The organism is Geitlerinema sp. PCC 7407 (assembly GCF_000317045.1).
In the GTDB taxonomy this organism is placed as follows: domain Bacteria; phylum Cyanobacteriota; class Cyanobacteriia; order PCC-7407; family PCC-7407; genus PCC-7407.
Genome location: NC_019703.1, coordinates 3,624,857 through 3,638,051, shown reverse-complemented (window position 1 = coordinate 3,638,051; position 13,195 = coordinate 3,624,857). Strand labels below are relative to the sequence as shown.

Annotated in this window: 11 protein-coding genes; 5 read left to right on the top strand and 6 right to left on the bottom strand. The window is 57.9% G+C overall.

Annotated features, from left to right (window positions below; genetic code table 11):
• Positions 1-60: 60 nt before the first annotated feature.
• Positions 61-1,650: an NAD(P)H-quinone oxidoreductase subunit 4 gene (locus GEI7407_RS14685; RefSeq protein ID WP_015172987.1), complete on the top strand. Its 1,590-nt coding sequence runs from the start codon at positions 61-63 to the stop codon at positions 1,648-1,650.
• Between the two features lie 133 nt (positions 1,651-1,783).
• On the opposite strand, the gene GEI7407_RS14680 is transcribed toward GEI7407_RS14685, so the two are convergent.
• The 3 genes from GEI7407_RS14680 to GEI7407_RS14670 all read right to left on the bottom strand — a co-directional run bounded on the left by GEI7407_RS14680 (position 1,784) and on the right by GEI7407_RS14670 (position 3,833).
• Positions 1,784-2,251, bottom strand: a complete 468-nt coding sequence (locus GEI7407_RS14680; protein ID WP_223294437.1) for a phycobilisome protein — start codon at positions 2,249-2,251, stop codon at positions 1,784-1,786.
• A gap of 169 nt (positions 2,252-2,420) precedes the next feature.
• Positions 2,421-2,903 (bottom strand): 2Fe-2S iron-sulfur cluster-binding protein, encoded by a 483-nt coding sequence (locus tag GEI7407_RS14675; protein WP_015172985.1) that lies wholly within the window; start codon positions 2,901-2,903, stop codon positions 2,421-2,423.
• Positions 2,904-2,969: 66 nt separating this feature from the next.
• Positions 2,970-3,833: a hypothetical protein gene (locus GEI7407_RS14670; protein WP_015172984.1), complete on the bottom strand. Its 864-nt coding sequence runs from the start codon at positions 3,831-3,833 to the stop codon at positions 2,970-2,972.
• Between the two features lie 209 nt (positions 3,834-4,042).
• Here GEI7407_RS14670 and GEI7407_RS14665 point away from each other — a divergent pair, with 209 nt between their 5' ends.
• Both GEI7407_RS14665 and GEI7407_RS14660 read left to right on the top strand, forming a co-directional pair.
• Positions 4,043-5,110, top strand: coding sequence for a LysR family transcriptional regulator (locus tag GEI7407_RS14665; RefSeq protein ID WP_015172983.1), 1,068 nt, complete (start codon positions 4,043-4,045; stop codon positions 5,108-5,110).
• Positions 5,111-5,206: 96 nt separating this feature from the next.
• Positions 5,207-6,679, top strand: a complete 1,473-nt coding sequence (locus tag GEI7407_RS14660; protein WP_015172982.1) for a serine/threonine-protein kinase — start codon at positions 5,207-5,209, stop codon at positions 6,677-6,679.
• A 101-nt stretch (positions 6,680-6,780) separates the two neighbouring features.
• Here GEI7407_RS14660 and GEI7407_RS14655 read toward each other — a convergent pair whose 3' ends face one another.
• Complete coding sequence (locus tag GEI7407_RS14655) at positions 6,781-7,473, bottom strand: Crp/Fnr family transcriptional regulator (protein WP_015172981.1); 693 nt, start codon at positions 7,471-7,473, stop codon at positions 6,781-6,783.
• A gap of 811 nt (positions 7,474-8,284) precedes the next feature.
• Between GEI7407_RS14655 and GEI7407_RS21440 the strand changes: the two genes are divergently transcribed.
• On the top strand, positions 8,285-8,704 hold the full coding sequence (locus tag GEI7407_RS21440) for a DALR anticodon-binding domain-containing protein (protein ID WP_190274145.1): 420 nt from the start codon (positions 8,285-8,287) through the stop codon (positions 8,702-8,704).
• A gap of 169 nt (positions 8,705-8,873) precedes the next feature.
• Here GEI7407_RS21440 and GEI7407_RS14645 read toward each other — a convergent pair whose 3' ends face one another.
• Positions 8,874-9,698, bottom strand: coding sequence for a Cof-type HAD-IIB family hydrolase (locus GEI7407_RS14645; protein ID WP_015172979.1), 825 nt, complete (start codon positions 9,696-9,698; stop codon positions 8,874-8,876).
• Positions 9,699-10,439: 741 nt separating this feature from the next.
• Here GEI7407_RS14645 and GEI7407_RS14640 point away from each other — a divergent pair.
• Positions 10,440-11,315: a cation diffusion facilitator family transporter gene (locus GEI7407_RS14640; RefSeq protein ID WP_051030781.1), complete on the top strand. Its 876-nt coding sequence runs from the start codon at positions 10,440-10,442 to the stop codon at positions 11,313-11,315.
• A gap of 32 nt (positions 11,316-11,347) precedes the next feature.
• Here GEI7407_RS14640 and GEI7407_RS14635 read toward each other — a convergent pair whose 3' ends face one another.
• Positions 11,348-13,072 (bottom strand): diflavin flavoprotein, encoded by a 1,725-nt coding sequence (locus GEI7407_RS14635; protein WP_015172977.1) that lies wholly within the window; start codon positions 13,070-13,072, stop codon positions 11,348-11,350.
• Positions 13,073-13,195 lie beyond the last annotated feature (123 nt).

Here is a 13,195-nt window from a genome sequence, read left to right as displayed (position 1 = left end):
GGGGGGCGTCTTTAGGGCGCCCCTCCCCGTTTGTCTGTCCTAATTGCACTTCGATTGGACATGGATACTGCCACTTTTCCTTGGCTGACAACCATTATTCTGTTGCCAGTGGTCGCTTCACTGCTGATTCCGATCATCCCGGACAAAGATGGTCGGACAGTCCGCTGGTACGCCTTGATTGTCGGCCTGATTGATTTTGTCCTTCTTATTTATGCCTTCTATAGCCAATACGACTTTTCTAGCTCTGAGCTGCAGTTGTTTGAAAGCTATGCTTGGGTGCCTCAGATCGACCTGAACTGGTCGGTGGGAGCCGATGGCTTGTCGATGCCCCTGATTTTGCTGACGGGGTTTATCAGCACGCTGGCAATTTTGGCGTCGTGGCCGGTCACCCTCAAGCCCAAGCTCTTCTATTTCCTGATGCTGGCAATGTACGGCGGCCAAATCGCCGTCTTTGCGGTCCAGGATATGCTGCTGTTCTTCCTGGTATGGGAGCTGGAGCTGATTCCGGTTTACCTGCTGCTGTCGATTTGGGGCGGCAAGAAGCGCCTTTACGCGGCAACGAAGTTCATTTTGTACACGGCGGGCGGATCGCTCTTTATTTTGGTAGTGTCCCTGGCGATGGCGTTTTCGGGGGATACGGTGACCTTCGATATGCGATCGCTGGCTCTCAAGGACTATGCCCTGACCTTCCAGCTTTTGGCCTACGGCGGCTTCCTGATCGCCTATGCGGTCAAGCTGCCGATTTTCCCCCTCCACACTTGGTTGCCGGATGCCCACGGTGAGGCGACGGCCCCTGTGCACATGCTGCTGGCAGGCATTCTGCTGAAAATGGGTGGCTACGCGCTCTTCCGGATGAATGCCGGGATGCTGCCAGATGCCCACGCCTATTTTGCGCCGATCCTGGTGGTGCTGGGGGTGGTGAACATCGTCTATGCGGCGCTGACGTCCTTTGCCCAGCGCAACCTCAAGCGCAAGATCGCCTACTCGTCGATTTCCCACATGGGCTTTGTGCTGATTGGTCTAGGGTCCTACACCAACCTCGGCCTGAGCGGCGCTCTGCTGCAAATGGTGTCCCACGGTCTGATTGGGGCCAGCCTCTTCTTCTTGGTGGGGGCAACCTACGATCGCACCCATACCCTGATGCTGGATGAGATGGGCGGCGTAGGCCAGAAGATGCCGCGAATCTTCTCGATGTTTACGGCGTGCTCGCTGGCTTCTCTGGCGCTGCCAGGTATGAGCGGCTTTGTGGCTGAGCTGATGGTGTTTGTGGGCTTTGCTACCAGCGACGCCTACAGCACAGTGTTTAAGGTCTTCATTGTTTTCTTGGCGGCGGTGGGCGTGATTTTGACGCCGGTCTACCTGCTGTCGATGCTGCGGGAGATCTTCTACGGCCCCGAAAACAAGGAGCTGACCTCCCACGAGGTGCTGGTGGATGCGGAGCCGCGCGAGGTGTTTATCATTGCTTCGCTGCTGGTGCCCATCATCGGGATTGGCCTGTATCCGAAGGTGCTGACCCAGATGTATGACGCCACGACCACCCAGCTGACCTCTCGCCTGCGGGCTTCGGTGCCGACGCTGGTTGAGAAAGAGGCGACAGCAGCGCTGCCCGCGGTGGCCATGCAGGCCCAGTCTGCGCCGCTGCTGCGGTAGAGGCGTAGGCATCAGGGGGGCGATCGCTCCCCTGATGCCTCGTTTGTTTGATCAGCGTCCTGATGAATCAGTTGCTAAAGGCAGGCTCAGAGCCTGCCTTTAGGCTGTTTGGCGCGCGATCGCCCAAACGGGGCTAGGCGGCTTCGTCGCCCAGGACGCTGCGGTTGAGCTCCAGGATCGGGCAGAAGAGCGCGGCTTCTGTGCGGGGCAAGTGCTGCTGGGCAACCTCCTGCATCAGGCGGTAGGTGACATCACAGCTGCGCTGCGCCCCAAAGGCGCGCATGACGGTCTGCATCCAAAACAGCAGGCTCTCCTGCAAAAGCTCTGGGTCGTTGATCAGCATGGCCAGGGCTGAGTATCGGAGCACTCGCAGCGTGTCGCGTTTCCACTTGCCGGAGACATCTTGCTGACCGCTGCGGAGAAGGCGAGGATCCTGCGATCGCAGCTTGCGCTGCACCTGCTGAATCAGAATTGCCTCCGTCATCTGAATCCGCCGATAGGCGCTCAGCCGTTGCGGGAAAGTCTGGATATACTCCTCAAAAAACTTCAGTTCTTCATCGCTAGCGTAGCGCCCGTCCACTTCTTGACGGAGTCGTTCCATTTGACTCAACATGCCAATACATCTCCTAGGCACAAAGCCCTAGCCTGAAAATTCCCCCGGGTTGTCATCGCCAACCCTTAACTGATCTTTACAGATATTCATATTGAACCGAAGGTCGCAATGAAAGTTCGGCCAATCTGCTGAAAAGAAGGAACGATATGCCGAGACCCTAAGAGTCGCTCGTTTGAGAGAAATACTCGCCAACCTTGAAGCTGGTGTTTTCGAGCTGCTTGAGGACCGAGCGCGTAATCAGCTTGCCCGCCTCCACCAGCGTCTGACCAGTCACCGGGTGCAGCAGATTTTGCTCAGCTCGCCGACCAATCAGCGCCTCGATATCCTGGAGCGATCGCACGTACATACCCGGAGGCAGCTCCACCACAACCCCATTGCCCAAAATCCGAGACTGACAGGCAAGACGCGAGTTGGCTTTGCAGGAAGTAATGATTTCTAGCGTGCGCTGCTCCCGGCGATTCATCGGAGACAGGCACTCCATCCCGGTTTTGATGTAAACGTGGCACGTTGCGCACATCCCGCGCCCGCCACATTCTTTCAAAACATCTAGATCCTCAGAGAGCAAAACCGACAGCAAATTGCCATTGGTCTCGACTTCTGTCTCTTGTCCGATGGGCTCTAACTTAACAATTTTGACCATGGCTATCAGCAACTAATAGAAAAGAACGATCAGCTAAACAGAATTTAACGTTACCAGCCCGCTCTCCTAGTGCCCCAGCAAAAGCTGTCGCTCTGAATCCGTCAGGCCCGTCTGCTCGATCAAAGCCGGAAAGTCACGAATCACCCGAGAGCACCGCTCAATAAAGGCCTTGACCCATTCCCGCAGCCACTGAAATTCTTCCGGAGAGGTCGGCTGGCTGAGGCGCTGGGAATCGGGGCCAACAAAGCTAATCTGGCCAGTACGATCGATCTGGAAGTGGCCGGCCCATGCGGCGGCGGGCTGGCTCGCTTTCCAGTAGTTCACGATGACTGCGGTTCCCAGATACTGGGTGGTGAATTGGCTGAGGTGATTGAGGGCAATCAAAAACTCTTTGAGCAGAATAGTGTTATTGGCATTTTCGGTCGGTTCTGGGGAGGATGGCTCAGGTGCGGGGGGCTTGGTGCCGTTGGAAAAGTTGGTGGGAATGGCAGATGGGCTGAGCGGAATGTCGCTGGGACTATCACTACGCTGTTTCCAGTAGTTTTGGCCGGTGAGCGAAATGTTGCCTGCTAGGAGCCGGAAAGTCGCGATCGCAGTACTGACGTCTTCTTGGAGGGCGGTCTTGAGCTTGGCGATCGCCTGAAGATAGTCTCGATAGACCAACCCGTCGCGAGTGAGAACCAAGAGGATGATCCCTTGGTCTAACTTGTAGATATAGACTTGATGGCCAGTGAACTGAAACTCAAAAGACTCAAACCCCGCTGGCGTTGTATCCACAACCTGTCGGATTCCCTGGGCAAGCGCTTCTTTTTGCTGGAAGTTCAGGGTCTGGTCAACGCCGCAAAAGTAAGGCCGCGATCGCCCATCCATTAGGGCAACGCCTGCAATTCCTGGTAAATTCAGAAAATCCTGGACGACCTCCCGCTTCATAAGCTGTTCTAAACGTTAAATTGATAAATTGCAGCGCAGTTTATGAGACAGCCCAGGTTGAGCGCACCCATTGCCCCCGAGTCGAGCGCCCTGTTTTCCAAAGTTCACCAAAGTGCTTAGCTCCCGCCATATAAAGTCTCTATCTATCAAACTTTCCATCACATTGCTTGCTGCCGTTTGGCTTTTTTCTCCTTTCAGGTTTAGCAATTATGTCCGATCTTCCGTTTACCTTAGATCAATTACGAATCCTTAAGGCGATCGCGAGCGAAGGGAGCTTCAAGCGCGCTGCCGACAGCTTGTATGTCTCCCAGCCAGCTGTGAGTCTCCAAGTCCAGAACCTAGAGCGACAGCTAGACGTGCCGCTATTTGACCGCGGTGGGCGACGAGCACAACTGACCGAAGCCGGACATCTGCTGCTCAGCTATGGGGAAAAAATCCTCACCCTGTGCCAAGAAACCTGTCGCGCCATCGAAGATCTCCAAAACCTTCAAGGGGGCACGTTAATTGTAGGAGCCAGTCAGACGACCGGAACGTACTTGCTGCCACGCATGATCGGCCTGTTTCGGCAGCGCTACCCTGATGTTTCGGTTCAGCTCCACGTTCACTCGACCCGACGCACCTCCTGGAGTGTCGCCAACGGACAAATCGATCTGGCCATTATTGGTGGGGAAGTGCCGACGGAACTCCAAGATTCTTTAGAAATTATTCCCTACGCTGAAGACGAACTAGCACTTATCTTACCGGTCTTCCATCCTCTCGCGAATGTAGAAACAATTCATAAAGAGGATCTCTATAAACTTCAGTTCATTGCCCTCGATTCTCAATCGACGATTCGCAAGGTGATCGACCAAGTGCTGACCCGCTGCGGCATTGAGACCCGCCGCCTCAAGATCGAAATGGAGCTCAATTCGATTGAGGCGATCAAGAATGCTGTGCAGTCTGGCCTGGGCGCTGCGTTTGTTTCGATTTCGGCTATCGAGCGAGAGCTGCAAATGGGGGTGCTGTACCGAGCGAAGGTAGAGGAGGTGGTCGTCAAGCGGATGCTGTCGGTGATCTACAATCCCAACCGCTATCGCTCAAAGGCAGCTGAGGCCTTTAGCCAGGAGATTTTGCCGCTGTTTGCGACTCATCAAGCTTCGGCGGAGGGGGCTGATGAGGCAGGGGCAGAAGCTGCTACGGTAGAGGCGATATCTGCGCCGAATCATGGGGGCGCTGCGGCGACCAAAATGACGGCGGCGAAGCAGAGCTTTGGCGTGCAGCTCGAAGCAGATCATTAGCCAACCACTCAATGCTTGCCGATTAGAAGTCGATGGGGTGATTGACCGCGGGGCGATCGCCGAACATGTTGCTAAAACAGCACTGCAAGGGACGCTATGGAGCTTTACTGCACCCGGCCTGGGTGCCCTCGGCCCCGAAACCTATGCCCAGACCTCGATGATGCTACGACCCTAAAGACAGTCCCGCAAAAGTACTGCACAGCTTGTGGGATGCCGCTGCTGCTGCTGGGGCGCTATTTGCCGCAAAAACTGCTGGGGCGCGGGGGATTTGGGGCGGCCTATGGGGCGATCGATCGCTATACGCCGAGTCTGCGGCCTTGCGTGGTCAAGCAGTTTCAGCCGTCGGTGGATCTGTCGCCCGACCAATGGGCGATCGCCCAGTCCCTCTTTGAGCGAGAAGCAGAAGCCCTCGAGCAGCTCGGCAATGCCCACCCCCAAATTCCAGACCTGTTCGCCTTTTTCCCGCTGGTGGTGCCCGGTGGTCCCTCCGGCAACGCAGAATTCTTTTACCTGGTCCAAGAATTTATCGACGGCCAGACCATGGAAGAAGAGCTGGCTGCCCGGGGACCTTTTTCAGAAAAAGAAACCTTGGAAGTCCTGATCAGTATGCTGAAAGTGCTCAAATTCGTTCACGAGCACCACATTATTCACCGGGACATCAAGCTATCTAATATCATGCGCCACCGCAATGGCCTGCTGTATCTGCTGGACTTTGGGGCGGTCAAGCAGGTCACCAAGACAGCGGGCGGCACGCCCCAGCGCTCTACGGGAATCTATTCGGTGGGTTTCGCGCCGCCCGAGCAAGTTGCGGGTGGCCAGGTATACCCCTCGACGGATCTCTACGCCCTGGCGGTGACCTGCGTTACGCTGCTGACGGGGCGTGAGCCCCAAGAGCTCTACGATGCCTTCAACAACACCTGGAAATGGCGGTCCTACGCCTCAGTAAGTCCGCTCTTTGCCGATGTCCTAGACCGAATGCTGCTGCCCGTGCCCAAGGACCGCTTCCAGTCTGTGCATGAGGTGGCGGTGGCCTTGCGAGGTCCGCTGGGAGCGCCCGCTCCGGCTAGCCCGGCGACTTCGCCGCCGGTTCCTCCCGTCCAGGCGTCGGCAACGTCAGGGGCGATCGCCCCGCCGCCCGCCCCTCAGACCGCTGCCAAGCCCTCACCCCCGGCCAAAGCGCCCAAAACAACGAAAACCGATGCCCAAGCGCTGCTGTTTCATGCGGGGTTTCTGGGCTTCGAGGGGGCCTTGGTTGCTTCAGCGCTGCTCAGCACGCTGGGCCCTTCTGGCCTGAGTGCCGGAATTTTTGGCGGGATAGTCGGCATCCTGGCGATCGCCCAGATCCTCCGGCTGCTGCGGGGAATCTGGCTGATGGTAGTGGCCCTGCTGACCTTCGGCTTGGTCGCGGGGCTGCCTTGGCTGCTGGGCCGCGGCATACCGGCTGACTTGCAGCAGAGCGTGATCTGGCTGCTGGCGATCGCCGCTTGTTCTGCGATCGCCGTTGCCGCCATCGTCATCTTGTTCTACAGCCTGATCCGCCTACTGCGGCGGCGTCTCAGTCGTCCCTAGAGCAGTTCACAAAAAAAGCCACTGTTTGAAAATCAGTGGCTTTTTAAACTCTTTAAAACAGAGCCGCCAGCATCGGGTGCTCGATCAGCGGCGAGAGACTACTAGCGCCGCGGCACCGAATCCGCTGGCAGACAAATCAGATTGTCGTCCTGAATGCGAATCAAGCCCCGCTGCTTGAGCTTGCCCATCAGACGCGTCACCGTCACCCGCGTCGAGCCGATCGCGCTCCCAATCTGGGCATGGGTCAGCGACCACGGCAGGCAATAGCCCGTCTCACAAGGCTCTCCGTACTCCTCAATCAGCAGCGTCAAAAAGCCCAAAAGGCGATCGATCGTGCGCCGCTGTCCCAGCGTGCTGAGCCACAGCAGCTTCCGCTGGTGCTGGTAGCGAAAAGCATCGAGCACTTCCCGGCGAAAATGCGGCCAATTGTCGAGATCGTGCCAGTACATCCACAGCACCACCGTCTGATCAACGTGGGCATAGCTCTGGAGGGTGAAAGGCGACTGAGCCACAATCTCAAAAGGCTGGCCTGCTCCCACAAAGCCCAGAAAGGCTTCCTCAGGACTGATGTGGGGCAAACGGGACACCGAGCTGTTTTGGCTTGCGCTGACCTGGGCCGTGCTCACCAGCCTCACCGAGCCCCGCTGAACCAAGTACAAAAGACCTGGACGGGCAGGAATTCGCTCATCCTTACTGAACGTTCGACAGCGATAGTGCTCCTGGGACCAGTCAAGGATGCGTTGCCAAGTCAAGAAGGGGCGAGATGCCTCTATAGGAGAGGGTACAGAATGCATAAGATCTCAAGGAAGCTTTATCAGATGTTCAATGTACGTCGTTGAATGTCCCAAAGGATTTGGTGATTGCGACGCTCCAATCGTGACTTGTCTGTGAACCCCTCAAACCCTCAGGTCACAGAGCGGCTGATCAATCAGCGAATCGTCTGTGTGGTGATCTTTACAGCCATCTTAGCTAACAACTAGGGAGAATTGATGATCCAAACAGGGTCCCGATGCAGAATTTAACTGCGTGATTTCTGAAGGGATACATGTAGCCATTAATATGAATCTGGCTACGGAGAGAGTACCACTATCAAAAGATGGATTTGAGTTATTTGGATGAACAATTTAGACCACAACGATTACTGATGTGTTTTCGCTCAAAAGCTTGATTCTAGAGCAGCTCAAAATTTCTCTCGAAAAACTGAATCTAACGCTGGGGGCTCTCGGCGCTACCGATGAGTCGATTCTGGGGCGTGGCTTAAAACAAGTTGAGGATACAGCGGAGATCAAATATAGCTCCGCGATCGCCCTTCAGCAGGCTCGGTTTTTGGATCAACCGATTCCTGATATCGCCTCTCGAATTCAGTCGTTATTACAGGAGTCAAATACTAGCAGACTCGAAAAAATCCCAGAAGCTGGGAGCACCTGGATCTGGCAAGAAATTGAGATTTTTCTTGTCAATGAGACTTGGCTGTATTTTCGAGTAAAACCTCAGGGAGTTATCGCTTGGTTTCACTCGCAGACGCAGCAATGGGCTAATAAGTTCCCGCTGGAGCCTCCAGAAAGTGTTTTTTTGTCCGGACGAGCGGCGAGTTGGAGTGATGCCTTGAGCAAACATGACTTGTTCAGGTTGCAGTACAGCCATGCGCGCTGCTGCTCATTGCTGCGCCTGGGGGCCGATCTGGGCCTAGAGTGGCTGGCGGAGTCCCGGGGGGCGATCGCGCTTTGGGATGCCCAGGTTGTCTTGCAGCATCCGGCGGAGCGGGCCCTGGTGTGGCACCTGGTCCACCTGAGCGATCGCCTCGCCCTGGCCGAGTGGAAGCGCGCCCGAGATCTCACCCAGGCGGCGATCGCCCTCTCTGAGGCTTTTCTGGCCTTTTATGGAGCGGTGCGAATCGTTGAGGCAGTCCGGCACGATCAGCGGGCGATCGCAGAGGCCCGACTGGGTTTGGTCTGGCTGACCCAGCAGATCCTGCGCTACCTGCTCGAAATGCCCCTTGCTAGCGTGGCTCCCGACTCCCTCTGACCCTGGACTGCGGCGGCGTTGAGCAAAATTTACTTTCTAGGGGGTGACAATTCCCGAGTGCTTCCGCTATAGTTCTATCAGTGTGAGGAGCGAACCAGTAAGGGCACCGAGACGAAACACGGCCAGTCGTCGGTGCCCTTTCTGATTTTAAATTTCAGATTTTCGCGCCCTACAAAATAAATTCTTCGATCGCCGCCACGACGCCGTCCGCTTCAACGCTGGGTGCAACCCAGTCGGCGCAGGCCTTGACCGCCTCTGGCGCATCGCCCATTGCGACGCCAATCCCCGCATATTGCAGCATTTCCACATCATTGAAGTTGTCCCCGACCGTCATCACCTGCTCGGCTGAGAGCCCCAGGAGCTTTTCGGCGATGAAGGCGGCTGCGGTGCCTTTGTTGGCGGTGGGGTGTGTGGCCTCAAAGAAGCTGGCAACTGAGGAGGTGAGGTAGAGCTCAGCGGGCGTATAGCGCTGCTGGAGGCCGCCCAGGAGCGTCCCGATCATCTCGGTGTCTTTGCTCAGGGCCAGGATTTTGGTGGGCTGCTGGGGAAAGACGGTGCGCAGGTCCCCGACGACGACGGGCGTGATCTGGGAGCGCTCGGCGTAGAGTCGCGTTTCTGGGGTGAGCTCACGGACGTAGAGCTGATCGTTGATGTAGAAGTGGACGGAGAGGGCGTCTCGTAGAGGTGGCTCCTCGAAGTGATCGAGCAGCTGACCGGCGATCGCGCAGCTGACGGGCAGATGATGGTGGACGGTGCTGGTGCGGGGGTCCTGAATCCAAGCTCCCTGGTAGGCGGCAAGGGGCAGGACAGAGCCAACGGCCTCATAGAAGCGCAAGGCAGATTGGTACATGCGCCCGGTGGCGATGCCAACTTGGACCCCTTTGGCCTGGGCTGCCTGGATGGCTTTGAGCACCGGTTCGCGAATGGTGTTGGATTGGCCGGCGATGGTGCCGTCGATGTCGAGCAGCAGGAGCTGAATGTCAGTTTGGGCCATGGGAGTGGATGGAGGAAACGGCGAGGGGATAGAAGTATCGGGATGCGGGCTCGCGGACAGGGGCGATCGCCCTCAGCGAGGGGCGTGAGCCCTCACTCTGAGGGGGGACGGCCCGACGTAATTTAAGAGGGAATGAAAAGCCCTCGGCAATATGAGCGTAACAGCCCAGATGGCGAGCCTGCGATCGCCCCTGCGTGTGGCAATCAAAGTCTGATGTGTTCCCCGATCGGTGCTAAAGTCCGTAGGCTGTGGCCATGAGGTGCTATGAATTCGCTGAGATGCTGGCTCAGTCGACGGTACTGGTAAGCGTGGCAGAACGAAAAGACGCGATCGCCTGACAGCGTTAGTGTTTCGAGACGCTAGAACTAGTTGACATTACCCGTAGATTCCAGCCTAAACTCAACGTGATTTTTGGCGCATTGCAGGGCATCCCCCTAGAAGCGTGAGCCGTATCTCGTATCCGATCTGATAAAGGTGCGTCCCCAGGCGAAGCCGTGGGAACGGCTGTAGCGTGAACGACTGCGGGCGGCGAATCTGCGGGGCGGTTCCCTGGGATGAGGGCGCCCCAAGCGTGTCCGGCGCATTTCTGAGGGTTTGATTCCTTGTGCTCGTACAAACGTCTGCGCAGGGGCCTAGCGGGCCGACGGTGCAGGCTCAGACCAAATGAGTGGTGAATTTCTGTGGCAACTTGTCTAAGTGATGCTTGAGTCAAAGAGCCGTCGCCGCGCGAGTCAACGAGTATTGTTGGCGACCCTTTGGCTGACGATTTTGATGTTTGTGATTAAGGTGTGGATCGGCTGGGCGGCCCAGTCGCTGAGCTTGCTGGCGGAGTCCCTGCACAGCCTGCTGGGGGCGTTTGGCACGATCCTCACGCTGCTGGCGATCGCGGCACAGGGCGATCGCACGGAGCGCAGCGTCCACGGCCACGGCCTGCGCGAAAGTACTCTCGTGCTGGTGATGGCGGCAGTTCTGGGGTTTGGGGGCTTCAATCTCGCGGGCCTGGGCGTGCAGCAGCTCATGGCCCTCCAGCGCGGGACGACCTTTTTGCCGGTGCCCACCATCAACTCGCCGCTGATTCAGCTCATGGTGGTGGTTTGGGTTGTGGGCCTGTGCTCCGGCTTCTTTGAGCGCTATCAGGCGACGGTGCTCCAAGACGAAGCGCTCCAGCACAATGCCAGCTTTTCGATCCAGGCGGCTTGGCCGGGGGGGACAGTGCTGCTGGGGCTGATGGGAATTTGGCGAGGCTGGCACTGGCTGGATGGTTTCTTGGCGATCGCCTTTGTGATCAGCGCCATCTTGAGCTACTGGCAAATCTTGCGCTGGCAGTTGCCGCTGCTGGTCCGCCACGTGGCGATCGCGCCCGAGGCGATCGCCCAAACCCTCCGCCCGGTCCAGGGCGTGATCCACTGCTACCGCATTCGTTCGCGGGGCGTGGTGGGCCGCCAGGTCTGGATCGAGCTGCACGCGGTGATTCACCCCGAGTATGCCGGGGCGACTCGCTTGATTTTGGAGCGTATCGAGCAGGCGCTGCGCAGCGCCTACGGGCCGGTGGACGTGACGGTCTATCTAGAGAGCGATCGCCCGCCCCAGTCGGCCCGGACCGCCCGCGCTGGCTAAAGCCTGAGCGAGCCAGCGCGGCCTCAGAAGTCTTAGTAGTGAGTCCCGCTCTTGCGCTGGTGAACCGCCGTTTTGCCATTGGCGTCGAAGACCTGGCCCGCGTCGACCTTGGCGTAGACCACCCAGTGATCACCGCACTCCAGGCGGCTCTGGACCGAGCACTCCAGGTAAGCTAGGGCGTCCTTGAGAATGGGAGCGCCGTTGCTGGCAGTGTCTGTCTCCACTCCCTCAAAGCGATTTTCTCCGGGGCTAAAAGGCTTGAGAAAATGCTTCATCAGGCCCAAATGCTGGCCTTCAGCCAAGACATTCAGCACAAACCGCGTGCCTGGGTAGATCAGCGCTTCGATGGCGCGCTCCTTGGCGACGGCGACCGTCAGGCCCGGCGGGTTGAAGGTCGCCTGGGAGACCCAGGAGGCAAGCATGGCGCTGCTGACCTCGCCTTGCTGAGCGGTGACGATAGACAGAGAGCCGACGATGCGCCCGACCGCCTGCTCGACGTTGCTGGCAGGCTGGCGGGGGGCTTTGACTTTCTTGGCTTTTTTCAGCGCTTGGGCAAAGTCTGTGCCCGCTTCTTCGCAGAATTTGAGGGTTTTCTCGTCTGGCTTGAACTTCACCCGGATCGGCTCAAAGCCGAAGCTAAATCCCGCGTCCTTGAGCTTGTTTTCTAGCAGGTCAATGGCCTCGCCGCTCCAGCCAAAGGAGCCAAAGGCACCGGCTAGCTGGCTCTTGTTGGCGGTGGAGAGGATGATGCCCAGGGCGGTCTGGACGGGGGTGGGAGCGTGGCCGCCGAGGGTGGGAGAGCCGATGATAAATCCAGCGCTCTTCTCGATGGCGGCCTGAATTTCGGCGGGTTCGGCAAATTCGCAGTTGATGGACTCGACGCTGACGCCTGCCTTGGTCAGGCCGCGGGCGATCGCCTGGGCGAGGGTAGCGGTGTTGCCGTAGGCCGAGGCGTACAGGAGAGCGACGTGAATGTCCTGGGTGCTCTGCTGCTGGCTCCACTGGCGGTAAGCGTGGGTCAGCTCTGTGAGGCCGTCGCGGACCATGGGCCCGTGGACAGGGGCATAAAAGCGAATCGAGAGCTCGCTGAGGCGATCGAGATCGTTGAGAACCTGGCGCGCATTGGGCGCCATCAAGCAGTCGTAGTAGTAGCGGCGATCGTCGACAAAGATGCTCCAGCCTTCGTCAAAGACCTGGTCGCTGCACAGGTGAGCCCCAAAGAACTTGTGGCTGAAGAGGACCTCAGTTTTGGGGTCGTAGGTGCACAGGCCATCGGGCCAGCGCGGCGTGGGCACCGGAATAAACTGGAGAACGTGCCCTTGGCCGAGATCGAGGGTTTCTTCGCCCTTGACCACCATCAGGGGACTGGGGCAGTCGGGGAAGCTATTGCGCAGGGCGATCGCCCCGGGGTTGGAGCAGACAATGGTTGCCTGGGGGGCCTTTTCGATCAGGGCCTTGAGGGTGGCGACGCGATTGGGGTTGCTGTGGCCCAGCACGATGTAGCTCAGCGTTTTCAGGTCGAGGCGCTGCTCTAGGACGCTCAAGAAGGTGTCGGTGAAGGTTTCGCCGGGCGGGTCAATCAGGGCCAGGCGATCGCCCTGAATCAAGTAAGCATTGGCGGTGGTGCCGCGCTCGCGAGCGTACTCAATCTCAAAGCGGAGGCGACTCCAGCTGCGCGATCGCAGGGCAAAGGTGTCCGTGGCGATGGGGAAAACCTGAACGTCGCGTTGGCGAGTCTGGGAAGCAGAGAGAACCATGGGCGCACCAAAAAAATCGCTGAGCTGAGATAAAGGAAACTTTCGGCTTCAGAGCCGAAAGTCTAGGAGCAATAAAGCTTGCCGTCGGGCGGAGGCAGGCGATCGCTTCGAATAACCGGGCGA

What these genes read in the sequence shown, in the direction of transcription:
- GEI7407_RS14675 (WP_015172985.1), bottom strand. Translation starts at nt 2,903, where the DNA reads ATGGTCAAAATTGTTAAGTTAGAGCCCATCGGACAAGAGACAGAAGTC.
- GEI7407_RS14655 (WP_015172981.1), bottom strand. Translation starts at nt 7,473, where the DNA reads ATGCATTCTGTACCCTCTCCTATAGAGGCATCTCGCCCCTTCTTGACT.
- GEI7407_RS14635 (WP_015172977.1), bottom strand. Translation starts at nt 13,072, where the DNA reads ATGGTTCTCTCTGCTTCCCAGACTCGCCAACGCGACGTTCAGGTTTTC.
- GEI7407_RS14665 (WP_015172983.1), top strand. Translation starts at nt 4,043, where the DNA reads ATGTCCGATCTTCCGTTTACCTTAGATCAATTACGAATCCTTAAGGCG.
- GEI7407_RS14680 (WP_223294437.1), bottom strand. Translation starts at nt 2,251, where the DNA reads ATGGAACGACTCCGTCAAGAAGTGGACGGGCGCTACGCTAGCGATGAA.
- GEI7407_RS14660 (WP_015172982.1), top strand. Translation starts at nt 5,207, where the DNA reads ATGGAGCTTTACTGCACCCGGCCTGGGTGCCCTCGGCCCCGAAACCTA.
- GEI7407_RS14685 (WP_015172987.1), top strand. Translation starts at nt 61, where the DNA reads ATGGATACTGCCACTTTTCCTTGGCTGACAACCATTATTCTGTTGCCA.
- GEI7407_RS14645 (WP_015172979.1), bottom strand. Translation starts at nt 9,698, where the DNA reads ATGGCCCAAACTGACATTCAGCTCCTGCTGCTCGACATCGACGGCACC.
- GEI7407_RS14670 (WP_015172984.1), bottom strand. Translation starts at nt 3,833, where the DNA reads ATGAAGCGGGAGGTCGTCCAGGATTTTCTGAATTTACCAGGAATTGCA.